Below are 15,127 nucleotides of genomic sequence, written 5' to 3' on the forward strand. Positions count from 1 at the left end.
TAGGGCGTTCCATACGATATTCGTCAGAAAAAAAAACCCCTCGATCGAGGGGTTTTCAGTCAAGCGCGTGACGCCATGGCATCAGGTCATCTGAATGATGGTCTGCATGATGGTGCTTTGGGTGGAGATGGTCTTGGCGTTCGCCTGGTAGTTGCTCTGGGCCTTGATCAGGTCCACCAGCTCGTTGGTCAGGTTGACGTTGGAGTTCTCCAGGGAGTTGGCCACGATCGAGCCCAAGGTCCCGGACTGCGGGGTGTCGTAACCTGGCTGGCCCGAGGCGAAGGTTTCACGCCAGGAAGTGCCGCCCGCCGGCTGCAGGCCTTGTTCGTTGTTGAAGCTGGCCAGAGAAATCTGGCCGATGGCCTTGCTCTGCTGGTTGCTGAACGTTGCGAACAGTACACCGTTGCCGTCGATTTTGAGGCCGGTGATCTGGCCGGTGGCATAACCGTCGGTCACCGGTGGGTTACGGTAGGTGGCCGAGTTGTACTGGGTGATGTTAGCCATGTTGATGGCGATACCGGTCGGGTTGGCATCCGCGCCGTTTGCCTTCCATACGCCGTTGGTCACGGTACCCGGTACCCACCCAGTAACGTTCAGGGTCGTGCTGGAAACGGTACCGGTCAGAATACCGGTGAGTTTGCCGGCACCGTCAAAGCTCAGGGTCGACGGTACAGGCGGCGTCGAAGGCGTGCCGGTCGGCGCCGAACCGTCCGGGTTGCGGCCATCGATCAAGGTATAGGCGTTCCACTTGTTGCCGTCGGTTTTCACCAGGTACTGCACCATCGGGTGCGCGTTGCCCTGGGAGTCGTACAACGTGGTGCTGTACTGGGTGGTGAACGTACTGGTATCGGACGGGTTGAACGGCTTGAGCGTCTGGTCGATCACCGGCTCAGAGGAGTTCAGGTTACTGGTGGAGTCCACTTTGGTGGACGCCTTCGGCGGCAGGTTGGACAGGTTCAATTGCAGGTCGGTCAGGCCGCCCTTGATGATCTTGCCGTCGTCATCCGCAGCGTAGCCCTGCAGACGCGAGGTGCCGGTGTTGTTGGTGATGTAGCCGTCCTTGTCGGCACGGAACGCACCGGAACGGGTGTACTCCAGCGAACCGTCGCTGCCCTTCTGCACGAAGAAGCCGCCACCCTGGATCGCCATGTCCAGGATACCGCCGCTGCCGTTGACGTCGCCCTGGGTGAATTGCTGCGACACCGCCGCCAGGTTCACGCCGTTACCGATGCTGTTCTGGCCGGTGCCCAGTTTGGACGCGGCGTAGATGTCGGCGAATTCCGCACGGGACGACTTGAAGCCGGTGGTCGCAACGTTGGCGATATTGTTGCCGGTCACGTCCAGCTGTTTGTTGGCCGCATAGAGGCCGCTAAGGCCGATGTTAAAAGACATGTTTCTCTCCCTCTGCCGTATTTAGCCGGCTCTATGTACCGATAGTCTGAATTTGCGACAGCTTGACGCTGCCCATGCCGCCCGCAAGGTTCAGCAGCATTTCGCCGCCGGTCTTGCTCAATGTCACGCTGGTGACGGTTGCCGGCAGCGAGGTGGCCAGGGCCACCGATTCGCCCTTGTCGTTCTTGGTGGTGGCCGCGAAGGTATAAGTACCCGCCGCCGCCACTTCACCCTTGTCGTTCTTGCCGTCCCAGATAAAGTCGGACGTGCCGGCGCTTTGGGCGCCCATGTCGATAGTGCGGACCACATTGCCGTCCTTGTCGGTGATCTTGACGGACACATTGCCCGTCGCCGCCGTCACTGCCACCGAACCGTTCATGCTCTTGCTGGTATCGACCAGCGCCTTGTCGGTCTGGGTGATGATCGAGCGCCCCACCAACGACGAAGCCTGCAACGCCTGGGAGGAGCTGAAGTTGCTGGAAATCGAGTTCACCGAGTCGTTCAGGGTGTTGATACCTTCCAGGCTGCTGAACTGCGCCAGTTGGGCGACGAACGCGCCGTTGTCCTGGGGCGACAGCGGGTTCTGGTTTTTCAGCTGGGTGACCAGCAACTGCAGAAACGCGTCCTTGCCCAGCGACTGATTGCCGGTCGCGGCCTTGGAGGCGTTCGCCAGATTAGTGTTATCCGACGCCGTCTTGACCTTCGAATTGAAAAGGTCCTGAACCGCCGTATTGTTAGACGTATCGACAATGGCCATGGTTGGCGCCCCTTATCACTGACCCAGGGTCAGGACCTTCTGCATCATGGTTTTGGCGGTGTTCATCATTTCCGCGTTGGTCTGGAACGAGCGGCTGGCCGAAATCATGTCCGCCATTTCCTCGACCACATTGACGTTCGGGTAGTACACGTAGCCTTTTTCGTTGGCCGCCGGATGGTTCGGCTCGTAACGGGCTTCGAGGTTGCTCTGGTCTTCGACCACACCGAGCACCTGCACGCCCTGGCCTGCGGCATCCTGGTTCTGGAACAGCGAATCGCTGCCGCCGCTCTGGCCGCCCTGGAACATGGTGGCGAACACCGGGTGACGGGCGCGGTAGGTTTGGTCAATGCTCGAAGACACAGTCTCGGCGTTGGCGATGTTACTGGCGACGGTGTTCAAGCGCGTGGTCTGCGCGCTCATGCCACTGCCGGCAATATTGAAAACACTGGACAGGGACATGGCTTACTCTCCACGCAGGGCTGACATCAGCCCTTTGAATTTACTGTTGAGCAGGGTAAAGCTGGCCTGAAAGTTCACCGAGTTCTCGGCATAGGCCGATTGCTCCAGCTGCGCATCGACGGTGTTCTGGTCGATGGACGGCTGCATCGGCGTGCGATACAGCAGCGACTCGTCGCCACTGCTCAGGCCTTGCGCTTCGATGTGACGGTTGTTGGTCATGTTCAAGGCGAAGGTGCCGTTCTTGGTCTTGTCCTGCTGCGCGGCGAGCACGGCGGAAAAGTCCAGGTCCCGAGCCTTGTAGTTCGGGGTATCGGCGTTGGCAATGTTGTTGGCCAGGACTTCGGCACGCTGGGCGCGGAAGCCCAGGGCTTGTTCGTGGATACCGAGCGCTTTATCGAAGCTGATGCTCATGGCGGAAACCTTTAGGCTGACCTGCTGTTCGTTAACAGAGGTATAGCAAGGTGCATGCCAATCTTTTCAACGCCCGTATATCAAGGACTTAAGCCGATATTGCCGGCGGCAATGCCAGAAAAGCGGCAAGCGGCTTCCGCCTGGCGCCAGTAAAGCGGCAATGGGGGATTGCCGCGAAACTAAAAGTGGGAGAAGGCTTGCCTCCGACAGCGGCGTATCAAGTCATGGATAGGTGACTGATCCAAACGCTATCGGGGGTAAGCCCCCTCCCACATTTTTGACTGCACAGGCCTTGTTTACTTGGCCTGGTAAATGATGCCAGGGCTGCACTGCACCATCTGGTAATGGTCCGGCAGGCCGTTCAGTGCTTCGGAGGCCCCGAGGAACAGGTAGCCGCCCCGCTTGAGCGTGCCATGGATGCGCAAGAGGATGTCTTTCTTCACTTCCGCCGAGAAATAGATCAGCACGTTACGGCAGAACACCATGTCGAACTTGCCCAGACTGGCGTAACTGTCGAGCAGGTTGAACGAACGGAACTCCACGCGGCTCTTGATCGGCGCCTTGACCGCCCAACGCCCCGCCCCTTTGGAGTCGAAGTAACGTTGCAGACGCTCCTGAGACAAACCACGGCCCAGGGCCAGGCTGTCGTACTCGCCGGTTTTGCAATTGGTCAGCATGGTCCCGGACAGGTCGGTGGCGACGATCTGTGCCCCGGCCTTCAACTGGCCCATGTTGGTTCGCTCGAACTCGTCGATGGCCATGGAAATCGAGTACGGCTCCTGCCCCGACGAACAGGCCGCCGACCAGATGCGCAAGCGCTGGCCGGGGCTGGCCTTGATGGCCTCCGGCAGCACCTTGCTCTTGAGCACCTCAAAGGGGTAAGTGTCTCGAAACCACAGGGTTTCGTTGGTGGTCATGGCATCGACCACCATCTCCTTGAGCCCACCGCGCGGCTGACTCTGGATCCGCTGAACCAACTCGCCCAGGGACTTGATGCCCTGCTGCTCCATGAGTTTGTTGAGACGGCTGGATACCAGGTACTGCTTGTTCTCACCGAGCAATATGCCACAGGCTTTTTCCAGGAAGACCCGGAACTGTTCAAAATCCAAATTACCCGTAGACACTGATACTACCGCCTCTTAAATCGTATGACCGCCAAGGAAATACCTTAGCTGTGATCTGCTGCCTTGATCCGGTCGACTACCCGGGATGCGAGGTCATCAGGACGGAATTTGGCCAGGAAGTCATCCGCCCCGACCTTCTTGACCATAGCCTGGTTGAAGACGCCCGACAGCGAAGTATGCAGGACGATATGCAGTTTTTGCATACGCGGGTCACTTCGTATCTCGGCCGTGAGAGTGTAGCCGTCCATTTCCGGCATCTCGATATCCGAGATCATCATCAGAAATTCTTCTTCCGGCTTCTTGCCTTCGTCCACCAGTTTGCGCAGGTAATCCAGCGCCTGGCGGCCATCATTGAGCGCCACCACGTCAACGCCGACGGTTTGCAGGCAACGGGTCACCTGCTTACGCGCCACCGAGGAATCGTCCACGGTGAGCACACGCAGGGACACGGCCTTGTGCGCCGTCTCGGCGTCCACCACTCCCACCGAAATCGTCTCCGAGGTGGGAGCCACTTCGGCGAGAATTTTTTCCACGTCGATGATTTCGACCAACTGGTTATCGACCCGCGTCACCGCCGTGAGGTAATGATCGCGGCCGGTGCCCTTGGGTGGCGGATGGATCTCTTCCCAGTTCATGTTGACGATGCGCTCCACCGAGCGCACCAGGAAGCCCTGGGTCTTGGTGTTGTACTCGGTGATGATCACGAACGGACTCTCGCGATCCTGCAGGCCCGACGAACCGGTCGCCAACGCCAGGTCAAGAATCGGGATGGTCGCGCCACGAATATTCGCCACGCCGCACACCACCGGACTGGACTTGGGCATGATCGTCAGCTTGGGGCACTGCAACACTTCCCGCACCTTGAACACGTTGATGCCGTACAGCTGCCCGCCATCAAGGCGAAAAAGCAACAATTCCAGGCGATTCTGCCCTACCAGCTGTGTGCGCTGGTTTACTGAATCCATTACACCTGCCATGCCCAGACTCCTACGCTAAAACCTTCGGGGGTACGACGCGCACCCAACACTAAACGGCACGAGCTTTGCTATTTGTTGGCTATGGATATGAAAACGACAGTTTCTCGACACCCCCGCCACCGCAGATTGCTCTGCGTCACGTTGGCATTGCTTGCTTTCTGCCTGGGCGCCACGGCCCGCGCAGAGAACGTCACCTTGCCTGATCTCCTTATCGGCGTCACTCAGGGCTTTCTTGAGTTCACTGTAGAAGATTATCTGGCAAGCACACAGACGCCGGGGCGTTATGAAATCCAAGTCAACCAGCTGGACCCACGCCTGCGCATGCCGCTGTGCGACAAGGAATTGACAGCGACCCTGGAAAGCCCGGCCCAGCCCATCGGCCGCGTGACGGTGCGTGTACGCTGCGACGGCGCCTCGCCCTGGACCGTGTTTGTGCCGGCGCAGGTCAAACTGTTTCGCGATGTGGTCGTGGTGGCGCGACCGCTCAAACGCACCGGCATCATCAGTTTTGAAGACGTGGTGCTGCGTGAACGCGACATCAGCCAGATCAATCAGGGCTATCTGACGTCCGTTGATCAGGCCATCGGCCAGAGGTTGACCCGACCAGTGGTCACCGACCAGCTCCTCACGCTGGTCCATCTGGAGCAGGCCGAGGTGATTCGCAAGGGCGATCAAGTGGTGATTTCCGCCAGCAGCGGCGCCTTGAACGTGAAAATGCCGGGAGAAGCGCTGTCCAACGGGGGCATGAGCGAACAGATCCGCGTCAAGAATCTCAACTCCAATCGCGTCATCAAGGCGCGCGTGACCGCGCCGGGGCAAGTCGAGGTGGCCTTATAGATCACTGGTAGAGGACGCTGGGTTTTCCTACACTGTGCACGGACAAGTCCCGTGTGGAGATTTATTGTCATTCGCGCCTAAAGTTAATCCGGGTATGGCCGAAAACATGGCAAGCGTCCAAATACCCAGAGGTTTTTTATCATGGTCATTGATTTCAGTCGTTTAAATAACTCCCCGGCTACGTCCGGCGCCACGCGCACTTCAGGTGCCAAGGAAAGTGCAGACGCCAAGGCTGCGCTGCCCGCCAAGGCAGAACAGGCCAGCGCCAGCCAGAGCGGGGAATCGGTACACCTGAGCAATGAGGCTCAACAGTTGCAGAAGGTCACTGACTCGCTGCGCGATCAACCGGTCGTCAATAAAGCCCGCGTGGCCGAATTGAAACAGGCAATCGCTGATGGCAGCTACAAAGTCGACAGCAACCGTGTCGCCAGCAAGCTGCTTAACTTCGAAGCCGAGCGCTAGGCAAAGGCCTGCGCTGGGCTTCTGGACGCTTAAATCCCAAGGCCAGCCATGCATCACGACGAAAATCTGCTTCAACTGATCATCGATGATCTTGAGCCGACGCAACAATTGCTCGATCTGCTCAAAGAAGAGTCCCTGGCCCTCTACGGTCGGGACATGCCGCTGCTCGAAGAAATTCTCGCGCGCAAGCAGTCGCTGATTGTCCTGCTGGAGCAGCACGGCAAAAAACGCAGCCAGATCCTGATCAGCCTGGGCCTGCCGGCCAATCACGACGGGCTCGCGCAACTGGCCAGCCACTCCTCGGTCGGCGAACAGCTGCTGGCCCAGAGCAAAGAACTCAATCAATTGCTTGCCAAGTGCCAGGAAGCCAACCAGCTTAACGGCCAATCGATCCAGCTTCAGCAAGCCACCACGGCCAACCAGTTGCGTATCCTCCACGGCGGCGAGCCACCGGCGCTTTACAATGCCCAGGGTTCCACCTCGCGCCTGGTCAAGCCAAGCACTCGCAGCCAAGCCTGACATCGTTTATCGCGCGCCCTATCCAAGGCGCGCTACATGCTGGCAAAATGCCGGTTCTTGCGTGTAGTCGTATTTTGCCTGGAGATGGAAGAACCGTGTTCAACGCCCTTAATGCGGAAGATGCTCCGCAGCCCCCCAAGGTCCTCACCACGCCCCTGGAAATCGCCGGCACCTTGCGAATGCTGCAGGAAAGCCATGACCCGCTGATCATCACCTTCCACGAGCGCAGCCAGCGTTTCCAGAGTTATCTGGTGGATGTCGACCGGGACAACAAGACCCTGGCGCTGGACGAAATGATCCCCCGCGACGGTGAACGCCACCTTGAAAACGGCGAGCCGTTCCGCATCGAAGGCTTTCACGACGGCGTGCGTGTCGCCTGGGAAAGCAACGGCAGCCTGACCATCAGCGAAAAAAACGGCCATCGCATTTATACCGGCAGCATGCCCGACGAGGTGGTCTACCATCAGCGGCGCAATGCCTTTCGCGCCGCTCTGAAACTGGCGCAACTGGTGAACATCGAGCTGGGCGGCGAAAAGCTCAAGGCACCGGTCAGCGGCAAGCTACTGGATATTTCCGCTACCGGCTGCAAATTGCGTTTTGAGGGTGATATCTGCGCGCGCCTGCAATTGGGACAGGTGTACGACCGCTTTGTCGCCGCCCTGCCCTTCGGCAGCATGACCACCTCAGTGGAACTGCGTTACCTGCACTTCGAAGAAAAGATCAACACCACTTTCGCCGGCGTACGCTTCCACAACATGAGTGGCCTGGTGCAGCGCCAGGTTGAGCGATTTGTTTACCAGTTGCAGCGCGAAGCCCGTCGATTCGATAAAGACGACGATTTTTAAACGGTCCGGTCAGCGACAAAAAAACGGGCAGCTCCTTAAAGGGGCTGCCCGTTTTTTGTTTCAGGGGCGCGCCCTGCTCAAGTCGTGAGGATGCTCGTCCGGGTCCAACGGTTCGGTGGGCGGTTCAGGGCTCGGCTCGTCGACCGGCGGCTGCTCGGGGTCGGTTTGCGCCTCAGGCGGAGTGGTCTGCATCTGGTCCTGCACCACCTGCTCATCCACCCGCGGATCCAGTGCCGCTACCAGCGGCGAACTGGACATGCTGTCGGGCATTGCCACGTGGTGCAACGGTGCATCGTCCACCTGGTGCAGGTTGGTCACCGCTTTAGGACGAATGCGCCATACCAGAATCAGCGCACACAGGCTGAAAAACGCGTACAGCATCTGGCTGCCGAACAGCTTCATCACCACGCCCGCGAGCAGCGGCCCGATACTGGCGCCGACGCCATAAGTCACCAGCAGCATGGCCGTCAGGGAAACCCTACGATCGCCCTCGACATGGTCATTGGAAAACGCCACCGCCAACGGGTAAAGGCAGAACTGCACCAGCGAGCACAGGAATCCGGCGACGAACAGCACCTCCAGCGGTACTTGGGTGAGGATCGCCAGCGGCAGGGCCGCAACGGCCAGGCACAGCGCAAAGCAGCGGATCAGCAGCGCGCGGTCATAGCGGTCCGACAGCCAGCCCAGCGGCCACTGCACTAATAAGCCGGCGAAAATGCAGCTACCCATGAACAGACCGACCTGCTCGGTCGTCAACCCTTGCTGGGCCGCGTAGAGCGGCGCCAGGCCGTAGAACGACCCGACGATCAGCCCCGCGCCGAGTACCGTGCTCAGTGATTGCGGCACGCGCTTGATAAAGAAGCGCGGCTCCATCGGTGCCGGGTGCAAGGGCGCGGGGTGGATGCGCCGCGTCATCGCCACCGGCACCAGGCACAGCGCAAAGCACAGCGCCACCAGCATCAGCAGCTCAAGGCCGAGCTGGGGATGCATCACCAGGATCAACTGCCCGAGCACCAGGCCCAGGTACGAAGCGATCATATAACCGCTGAACACCACGCCACGCTGCTTGGCATCCGCCTGTTCGTTAAGCCAGCTTTCGATAACCATGTACTGGCACATCATCCCCAGGCCCACGATCACCCGCAGCACGATCCAGGCCGGCAACCAGTCGATCAGACCATGGCCAAGCACTGCGGCGCCGACGATCCCGGCGCAGGTAGCATAGGCGCGGATATGCCCGACCCGGGCAATCAGGCGGTGCCCGATTTTGCCGCCCAGCACCAGGCCGAAGTAGTTGGCCGCCATCAGCGCACCCACCCACAGGCTGTCGACATGATCGGCCGCCAGGCGCAGGGCCAGGTAAGTACTGAGCAGGCCGGAGCCGATCAGCATCATCAAGGAGGCGAAATAAAGGGCTCGAAAAGATTTCCAGATCTGGCGCATCGGCGTTCCGAGCGGCTCCTTGCAGTGAGAGACAGGGCTATCGGCATGATAGTCCTGGGTAGCCGGTTCCGGACAGGCGGTACGGGCGGTTTCCGGGGAAAATTTGTTTAAAACGATTGGCTACAGCTCAGACGCTGCCCAGTGAGGTGCAAGTTACAACGTTGCACTAAATACACGCCAAGCCCCTGCTGTGAACCTGGATCGTCGCCAAGGTTCGACCGGGGTTGGAAAAGATCCGGCGCACACAAAAAAGCCCCGCCGGATATCTCCGTGCGGGGCTTTGAATCTGGTGTCCCAGGGCCGGTTCGAACGGCCAACCTTCCCCTTAGGAGGGGGATGCTCTATCCAATTGAGCTACTGGGACTAATGACAGCCACCAAGCCGGGTAAGGCGATGGACGGCGTGCATGTTAACGGCCGAGGTGCATTTTGTCATGTCGTCCGTCAGCTTTTTGAGTGTAGGGCGATCCCGAGGCCGGAATGTGCGGTTTCGTCCAGTAAACACGGGAGATAGCCGTCATCGTGCAAAATGCACTCCCCATCAGTGACCATGTTGCAAATTGCAACCTCCAAAGCCTTCAATACTCAACCAAACCGTTGATTTCATTAATAAAATAGTTTGGCACGAGACCTGCACTATCCCTCTCGCAAACACCCTATTCAGCCACGGCGGTAAGCGGAGTACATCACCATGAACAGTGCCCTTCTGTTAGCCCTCAACACAATCGCCTTGGCTGCGCTGGTGATGTTTCACTTCCAGTCGTCACAGGCGCCGGATCCGGCCCAGATCAGCCAGGCGATTCCGCACCATCTGCAACAACGCCCGCAACTGGCGGTAATGACGCCTGGCGCGCAATCCCCGGTACGCCTTGCACAAGATACCCAGGGCGCCCCCGCATCCGAACACTGGGTTTTCTAAGGACACGATCGATGAGTAAATCCGCCTGGTTTTTCCTTTGCCTGACCACTGCAACCTGCATATATGGCTTGGGAACGCATGCCCAAGACGAGCAGACCACGGCATTCATTGCCAGCGGCGTCTGCGCCTGCCTGTGGTTGCTGACCCTGATCGTAGGGCGCCGTATCAAGTTCGACCCGGTGTTGCGCTGACCCTCGCGTCTGAATCATGGATGTTCGCCCGACACCTGCCAACCCCCTCTCCTTCGCCCTACCTTACGTCGCCTCGACCTAGTCAATCGGCAGATTGCCACTAGTCTTAAACACAGGGGCAAAAGGCCACTCTGCGTTAGGATGTGCGGTCTCAACCCCAGCTGCGGCTTGGTTTTGCAGGAATCCTTCCTGAAATCTCCCCGACGGGAAGTTTTCCAACCAGTCCGCAAAAATGTAAATCAGTGCTGGCATAAAGCCTCCAGGCAGTTCAATATTTGTCACAGAATTGACGCCAAGGAACTGGCAAATCTGAGGCATGATGCGGCCTCTTTGCAATTCGGGTTGAACTTTGGTCGTGAGTCTTGTCTTAACACTCATCTTGCGGCCAATTCCAAAAACCGCTCCCCTGAACTAACCGGTTAAATATATGCGCCCATTGAAACAGGCAATTTATTCCAGCCGTACGGCTGACAAGTTCGTCGTACGTCTGCCAGACGGAATGCGGGAACGCATTGCCGAGGTGGCTCGCAATCATCACCGCAGCATGAACTCCGAAATCATCGCGCGCCTGGAACAGAGCCTTATTCAGGAAGGTGCGCTGGGCGAAGAGTTGAGCATGCGCCTGGACAGCCCGGAGCTGTCGCTGCACGAACGCGAACTGCTGCAGCGTTTCCGTCAGCTCTCCCACCGCCAGCAAAATGCGCTCGTCTCGCTTATTGCGCACGACGTCGAGGCGGCCGCAGAAGCCGACTGATACGCTACTGAAAGCCGAAGCCAGCCTAGTGCTGGCTTTTTTTTGCCTGGGATTTGAGTGTTGAAATGCAGGAGCGAGCTCGCTCCCGCAGTGCCGCGACGGGAACGCCGCGCATGGGCATGGCTCAGAGCAGGAAGATCGTCGCCAGACCCAGGAAGATAAAGAAACCGCCACTGTCGGTCATGGCCGTAATCATGACACTGGCGCCCATGGCCGGGTCGCGCCCCAAGCGCGCCAATGTCATCGGGATCAGCACCCCCATAAGGGCGGCGAGCAACAGGTTCAGGGTCATGGCAGCCGTCATCACCACTCCGAGCGACCAGCTGCCGTAGAGCAAGTAAGCCACTACGCCGATCACTCCACCCCATACCAGCCCATTGATCAGACCAACCGCCAGCTCTTTGCGCAACAACCGCGAGGAGTTGGCCGTGCTCACCTGATCCAGCGCCATCGCACGCACGATCATGGTAATGGTCTGGTTACCGGAGTTACCGCCGATACCCGCCACAATCGGCATCAATGCCGCCAGCGCCACCAGTTTCTCGATGGAGCCTTCAAACAGTCCGATTACGCGTGAAGCGATAAACGCGGTAATCAGATTGATTGCCAGCCAGGCCCAGCGGTTATGCAGCGAGCGCCAGACCGAAGCAAAAATATCTTCCTCTTCACGCAGACCCGCCATGTTGAGGACTTCGGTTTCACTCTCTTCACGGATCAGGTCGACGATTTCGTCGATGGTCAAACGACCAATGAGCTTGCCGTTCTTGTCGACCACCGGCGCGGAGATCAAGTCATACCGCTCAAACGCCTGGGCCGCCTCATAGGCGTCCTCGTCAGGATGGAAGCTCACCGTGTCGCTGGCCATCAAGTCGGCTACTTTTTTCTCCGGGTCATTGACCAGCAAGCGCTTGATCGGCAAGACGCCCTTGAGAATGCCTTCGTAGTCGACCACGAACAGCTTGTCGGTATGGCCAGGCAATTCTTTCAGCCGGCGCAGGTAACGCAGCACCACTTCCAGGCTGACGTCTTCGCGAATGGTGACCATCTCGAAGTCCATCAGCGCGCCGACCTGGTCGTCGTCATAGGACAACGCCGACCGCACGCGCTCACGCTGCTGACCGTCGAGCGCTTCCATCAGCTCATGGACAACGTCCCGAGGCAACTCAGGGGCCAGGTCGGCGAGTTCGTCGGCATCCATCTCCTTGGCAGCGGCGAGGAGCTCATGATCGTCCATGTCGGCGATCAGGGTTTCGCGCACCGAGTCGGATACTTCGAGCAGGATGTCGCCGTCGCGATCAGCCTTGACCAACTGCCAGAGGGTCAGGCGATCATCGAGCGGAAGGGCTTCGAGAATGTAAGCGACGTCGGCGGAGTGCAAGTCGTCGAGCTTGCGCTGCAGCTCGACGAGGTTTTGCCGGTGTACCAGGTTTTCGACGCGGTCGTGGTGCGGACCTTCCTGGCGATGCGTGAGGTCTTCGACCACACGTTGGCGCTGCAGCAGCTCGATGACTTGAGCAAGGCGATCCTGCAGGCTTTCTTGAGTTTTCTTTACTTCAACTTCGGTCATAGGCGAGCTCCACTCCCAGCAGCAGGGCACGCCGGAAGGATCAATCAGTCAATTCATGATTGGTAAAACGCGGTACTGAGTAACTACTGGGTAAGTCCATGGAGGTATTCCACAAGCCCCGGCGGGGCTGACGGGCGCAATGATACACCTTTGCGGGCGCTTTTAATGTTAAAAAACTGGAAAGAACAAGCGCTTGCGAGCCAAAGTTGAGTAGTAGCCGCATCTATGAACTGCGACGACGCAGCAGAAAAGGAAAACACATGGCTGGAGCGAAAAAAGATAAAACCCAGACGGCAAAAAGCCCGCACTAGGCGGGCTTTTTGTTTGTATGGTGCACTCGACAGGATTCGAACCTGTGACCGCTCGGTTCGTAGCCGAGTACTCTATCCAGCTGAGCTACGAGTGCAAATTGTGTTTTTAGACCAGATCACAACTGGTTGGAGCCAAGCTACCTGCATTGCTGCAACTAACTCTTAAATGGTGCACTCGACAGGATTCGAACCTGTGACCGCTCGGTTCGTAGCCGAGTACTCTATCCAGCTGAGCTACGAGTGCATTTGTTGCCGCGCATTATAGGCCGTTCAATCTCTATGTAAAGCGATTTTTTCGAGTAATTTCAACAACTTACCGATAAATCCAGATTACAACGTACTAAGCAAATAATGGCGGAGAACGGGGGATTCGAACCCCCGACACCCTTTTGAGGTGTACTCCCTTAGCAGGGGAGCGCCTTCGGCCACTCGGCCAGCTCTCCGCAACACGGGGCGTATATTAACCACGTTGATCCCCGTTTGCAAACATAAAAAACGATAAAAATTAAAGGCTTGGTTCTTCGTCCTTCTCTTTCTTGATCCGCAGGTAAATTTCCTCGCGGTGAACCGCTACCTCTTTCGGAGCGTTAACCCCGATACGCACTTGATTGCCTTTGACGCCGAGCACGGTCACGGTGATTTCGCCATCACCGATAATCAGGCTTTCTGCGCAACGACGAGTCAGAATCAGCATGCCTTTCTCCTCACGCATTTCAGTTCAGGAACAACAGTCTGCAAAAAAAAGGCAATCGACCTACAACCAGAAGGCCATAGCCCTACCCACCTAAGTATTGTCCAGCGCAGGCAAAAGACCATGCGCCCTACAAAAAAATGAAAGGCGCGGTAAACCGCGCCTTTCAGGCAGTGCATCACTCGCCCTGTCGGGCCGGAGCGTCAAGCTCAAAAGCGGTGTGCAACGCGCGCACGGCCAGCTCAAGGTACTTTTCTTCGATCACTACCGAGACTTTGATTTCCGAGGTGGAGATCATCTGGATGTTGATGCTTTCCTTGGCCAGAGCCTCGAACATGCGGCTGGCAACGCCGGCATGGGAACGCATGCCCACACCAACGATCGACACCTTGGCAATCTTGGTGTCGCCCACCACTTCACGGGCACCGATTTCCTTGGCCGTGTTCTGCAGAATCCGCTCCGCCGCATCGTATTCATTGCGGTGCACGGTGAAGGTGAAATCGGTGGTGTTATCGTGCGAAACGTTCTGCACGATCATGTCGACTTCAATGTTCGCGCCGCTGATAGGGCCCAGGATCTTGAACGCCACACCCGGAGTGTCTGGCACGCCACGGATCGTCAGCTTGGCTTCATCGCGATTGAAAGCGATGCCGGAAATGATCGGCTGTTCCATGGATTCCTCTTCATCAATAGTAATGAGGGTGCCCGGACCCTCTTTGAAGCTGTGCAATACGCGCAGCGGAACGTTGTACTTGCCGGCGAATTCCACCGCGCGGATCTGCAACACCTTCGAACCGAGGCTGGCCATTTCCAGCATCTCTTCGAAGGTAATCTTGTCCAGGCGCTGGGCCACCGACACCACGCGTGGGTCAGTGGTATAGACGCCATCCACATCGGTGTAGATCTGGCACTCGTCAGCCTTGAGGGCCGCCGCCAGCGCTACGCCGGTGGTATCCGAACCGCCACGCCCCAGGGTCGTGATGTTGCCCTGCTCGTCCACACCCTGGAAGCCTGCTACAACTACCACGCGCCCGGCCTTGAGATCAGTACGGATTTTCTGATCGTCGATCTGCAGGATACGCGCCTTGGTATGCGCGCTGTCGGTCAGAATGCGCACCTGGCTGCCCGTGTAGGACACCGCCGGCACGCCGCGTTTGTTCAGGGCCATGGCCAGTAAAGCGATCGTCACCTGCTCACCGGTGGACACGATCACATCCAGCTCGCGCGGCAGCGGTTGCTGGTCGCCACTGATTGCCTTGGCCAGATCGATCAGGCGATTGGTCTCGCCGCTCATGGCCGACAGCACCACCACCAGGTCGTCGCCCGCGTCGCGGAATTTCTTAACCTTGTCGGCCACCTGCTCGATTCTTTCGACAGAACCGACCGAGGTGCCTCCAAATTTCTGTACGATCAAAGCCATTTCCAGCCGCCTCAGCCCGTAAAGGGGCGCCTAAATTTCCAATCCACCC

18 protein-coding genes and 4 tRNA genes are annotated in these 15,127 nt (G+C 58.2%); 7 read left to right on the top strand and 15 right to left on the bottom strand.

The genetic code is table 11. The features are described from left to right. Positions 1–81: 81 nt before the first annotated feature. From flgE to PSH94_RS19245, 6 genes are all read right to left on the bottom strand, one after another. Positions 82–1,392, bottom strand: a complete 1,311-nt coding sequence (gene flgE, locus PSH94_RS19220) for a flagellar hook protein FlgE (RefSeq protein ID WP_181081188.1) — start codon at positions 1,390–1,392, stop codon at positions 82–84. A gap of 31 nt (positions 1,393–1,423) precedes the next feature. Beyond that, positions 1,424–2,149, bottom strand: a complete 726-nt coding sequence (gene flgD / locus PSH94_RS19225; protein ID WP_253509022.1) for a flagellar hook assembly protein FlgD — start codon at positions 2,147–2,149, stop codon at positions 1,424–1,426. Positions 2,150–2,164: 15 nt separating this feature from the next. After that, a complete protein-coding gene (gene flgC / locus PSH94_RS19230; RefSeq protein ID WP_024076985.1) occupies positions 2,165–2,608 on the bottom strand; it encodes a flagellar basal body rod protein FlgC in 444 nt (147 codons plus the stop codon). A gap of 3 nt (positions 2,609–2,611) precedes the next feature. Continuing rightward, a complete protein-coding gene (gene flgB, locus PSH94_RS19235; protein WP_017529461.1) occupies positions 2,612–3,019 on the bottom strand; it encodes a flagellar basal body rod protein FlgB in 408 nt (135 codons plus the stop codon). 296 nt (positions 3,020–3,315) lie between these two features. Next, positions 3,316–4,143 (bottom strand): protein-glutamate O-methyltransferase CheR, encoded by an 828-nt coding sequence (gene cheR / locus PSH94_RS19240; RefSeq protein ID WP_181081190.1) that lies wholly within the window; start codon positions 4,141–4,143, stop codon positions 3,316–3,318. 44 nt (positions 4,144–4,187) lie between these two features. After that, the gene (locus tag PSH94_RS19245) at positions 4,188–5,120 is read right to left on the bottom strand and encodes a chemotaxis protein CheV (protein WP_181081191.1); all 933 of its coding nucleotides are present in this window, start codon (positions 5,118–5,120) and stop codon (positions 4,188–4,190) included. Positions 5,121–5,201: 81 nt separating this feature from the next. Between PSH94_RS19245 and flgA the strand changes: the two genes are divergently transcribed. From flgA to PSH94_RS19265, 4 genes are all read left to right on the top strand, one after another. After that, complete coding sequence (gene flgA, locus PSH94_RS19250) at positions 5,202–5,957, top strand: flagellar basal body P-ring formation chaperone FlgA (RefSeq protein WP_181081215.1); 756 nt, start codon at positions 5,202–5,204, stop codon at positions 5,955–5,957. A 141-nt stretch (positions 5,958–6,098) separates the two neighbouring features. Then, positions 6,099–6,419, top strand: a complete 321-nt coding sequence (gene flgM, locus PSH94_RS19255; protein WP_181081192.1) for a flagellar biosynthesis anti-sigma factor FlgM — start codon at positions 6,099–6,101, stop codon at positions 6,417–6,419. A 48-nt stretch (positions 6,420–6,467) separates the two neighbouring features. Further along, positions 6,468–6,938: a flagella synthesis protein FlgN gene (locus tag PSH94_RS19260; RefSeq protein WP_181081193.1), complete on the top strand. Its 471-nt coding sequence runs from the start codon at positions 6,468–6,470 to the stop codon at positions 6,936–6,938. A gap of 95 nt (positions 6,939–7,033) precedes the next feature. Continuing rightward, positions 7,034–7,783, top strand: coding sequence for a flagellar brake protein (locus PSH94_RS19265; protein ID WP_181081194.1), 750 nt, complete (start codon positions 7,034–7,036; stop codon positions 7,781–7,783). 60 nt (positions 7,784–7,843) lie between these two features. Here the strand turns inward: PSH94_RS19265 and PSH94_RS19270 are convergent, their stop codons facing one another. Next, complete coding sequence (locus PSH94_RS19270) at positions 7,844–9,226, bottom strand: MFS transporter (RefSeq protein WP_181081195.1); 1,383 nt, start codon at positions 9,224–9,226, stop codon at positions 7,844–7,846. 287 nt (positions 9,227–9,513) lie between these two features. Continuing rightward, a tRNA-Arg gene (locus tag PSH94_RS19275) sits at positions 9,514–9,590 on the bottom strand. 326 nt (positions 9,591–9,916) lie between these two features. On the opposite strand from PSH94_RS19275, the gene PSH94_RS19280 reads away from it, so the two are divergent. Together PSH94_RS19280 and PSH94_RS19285 are read left to right on the top strand one after the other, a co-directional pair. Beyond that, a complete protein-coding gene (locus tag PSH94_RS19280) occupies positions 9,917–10,144 on the top strand; it encodes a hypothetical protein (RefSeq protein WP_181081196.1) in 228 nt (75 codons plus the stop codon). Positions 10,145–10,155: 11 nt separating this feature from the next. Continuing rightward, positions 10,156–10,335, top strand: coding sequence for a PA3371 family protein (locus PSH94_RS19285; RefSeq protein ID WP_181081197.1), 180 nt, complete (start codon positions 10,156–10,158; stop codon positions 10,333–10,335). A gap of 78 nt (positions 10,336–10,413) precedes the next feature. On the opposite strand, the gene PSH94_RS19290 is transcribed toward PSH94_RS19285, so the two are convergent. Then, positions 10,414–10,713 carry a hypothetical protein gene (locus PSH94_RS19290; protein ID WP_305437758.1) on the bottom strand — a complete coding sequence of 100 codons (300 nt, stop codon included), beginning with the start codon at positions 10,711–10,713 and terminating at the stop codon, positions 10,414–10,416. A 49-nt stretch (positions 10,714–10,762) separates the two neighbouring features. Here PSH94_RS19290 and PSH94_RS19295 point away from each other — a divergent pair, with 49 nt between their 5' ends. Next, a complete protein-coding gene (locus tag PSH94_RS19295) occupies positions 10,763–11,089 on the top strand; it encodes an Arc family DNA-binding protein (protein ID WP_024076996.1) in 327 nt (108 codons plus the stop codon). A gap of 124 nt (positions 11,090–11,213) precedes the next feature. Here the strand turns inward: PSH94_RS19295 and mgtE are convergent, their stop codons facing one another. The 6 genes from mgtE to PSH94_RS19325 all read right to left on the bottom strand — a co-directional run bounded on the left by mgtE (position 11,214) and on the right by PSH94_RS19325 (position 15,078). Further along, a complete protein-coding gene (gene mgtE / locus PSH94_RS19300; RefSeq protein ID WP_181081198.1) occupies positions 11,214–12,656 on the bottom strand; it encodes a magnesium transporter in 1,443 nt (480 codons plus the stop codon). A 329-nt stretch (positions 12,657–12,985) separates the two neighbouring features. Continuing rightward, positions 12,986–13,062 (bottom strand) — tRNA-Arg (locus tag PSH94_RS19305). Between the two features lie 72 nt (positions 13,063–13,134). Then, positions 13,135–13,211: transfer RNA gene (locus tag PSH94_RS19310), tRNA-Arg, on the bottom strand. 108 nt (positions 13,212–13,319) lie between these two features. Next, positions 13,320–13,410 (bottom strand) — tRNA-Ser (locus PSH94_RS19315). A 62-nt stretch (positions 13,411–13,472) separates the two neighbouring features. Continuing rightward, positions 13,473–13,661, bottom strand: coding sequence for a carbon storage regulator CsrA (gene csrA, locus PSH94_RS19320; protein ID WP_003175645.1), 189 nt, complete (start codon positions 13,659–13,661; stop codon positions 13,473–13,475). 175 nt (positions 13,662–13,836) lie between these two features. After that, positions 13,837–15,078, bottom strand: a complete 1,242-nt coding sequence (locus PSH94_RS19325) for an aspartate kinase (protein ID WP_010208327.1) — start codon at positions 15,076–15,078, stop codon at positions 13,837–13,839. Between the last annotated feature and the right edge of the window lie 49 nt (positions 15,079–15,127).

This window comes from Pseudomonas sp. FP2254, assembly GCF_030687695.1.
GTDB classification, from domain to species: domain Bacteria; phylum Pseudomonadota; class Gammaproteobacteria; order Pseudomonadales; family Pseudomonadaceae; genus Aquipseudomonas; species Aquipseudomonas quebecensis.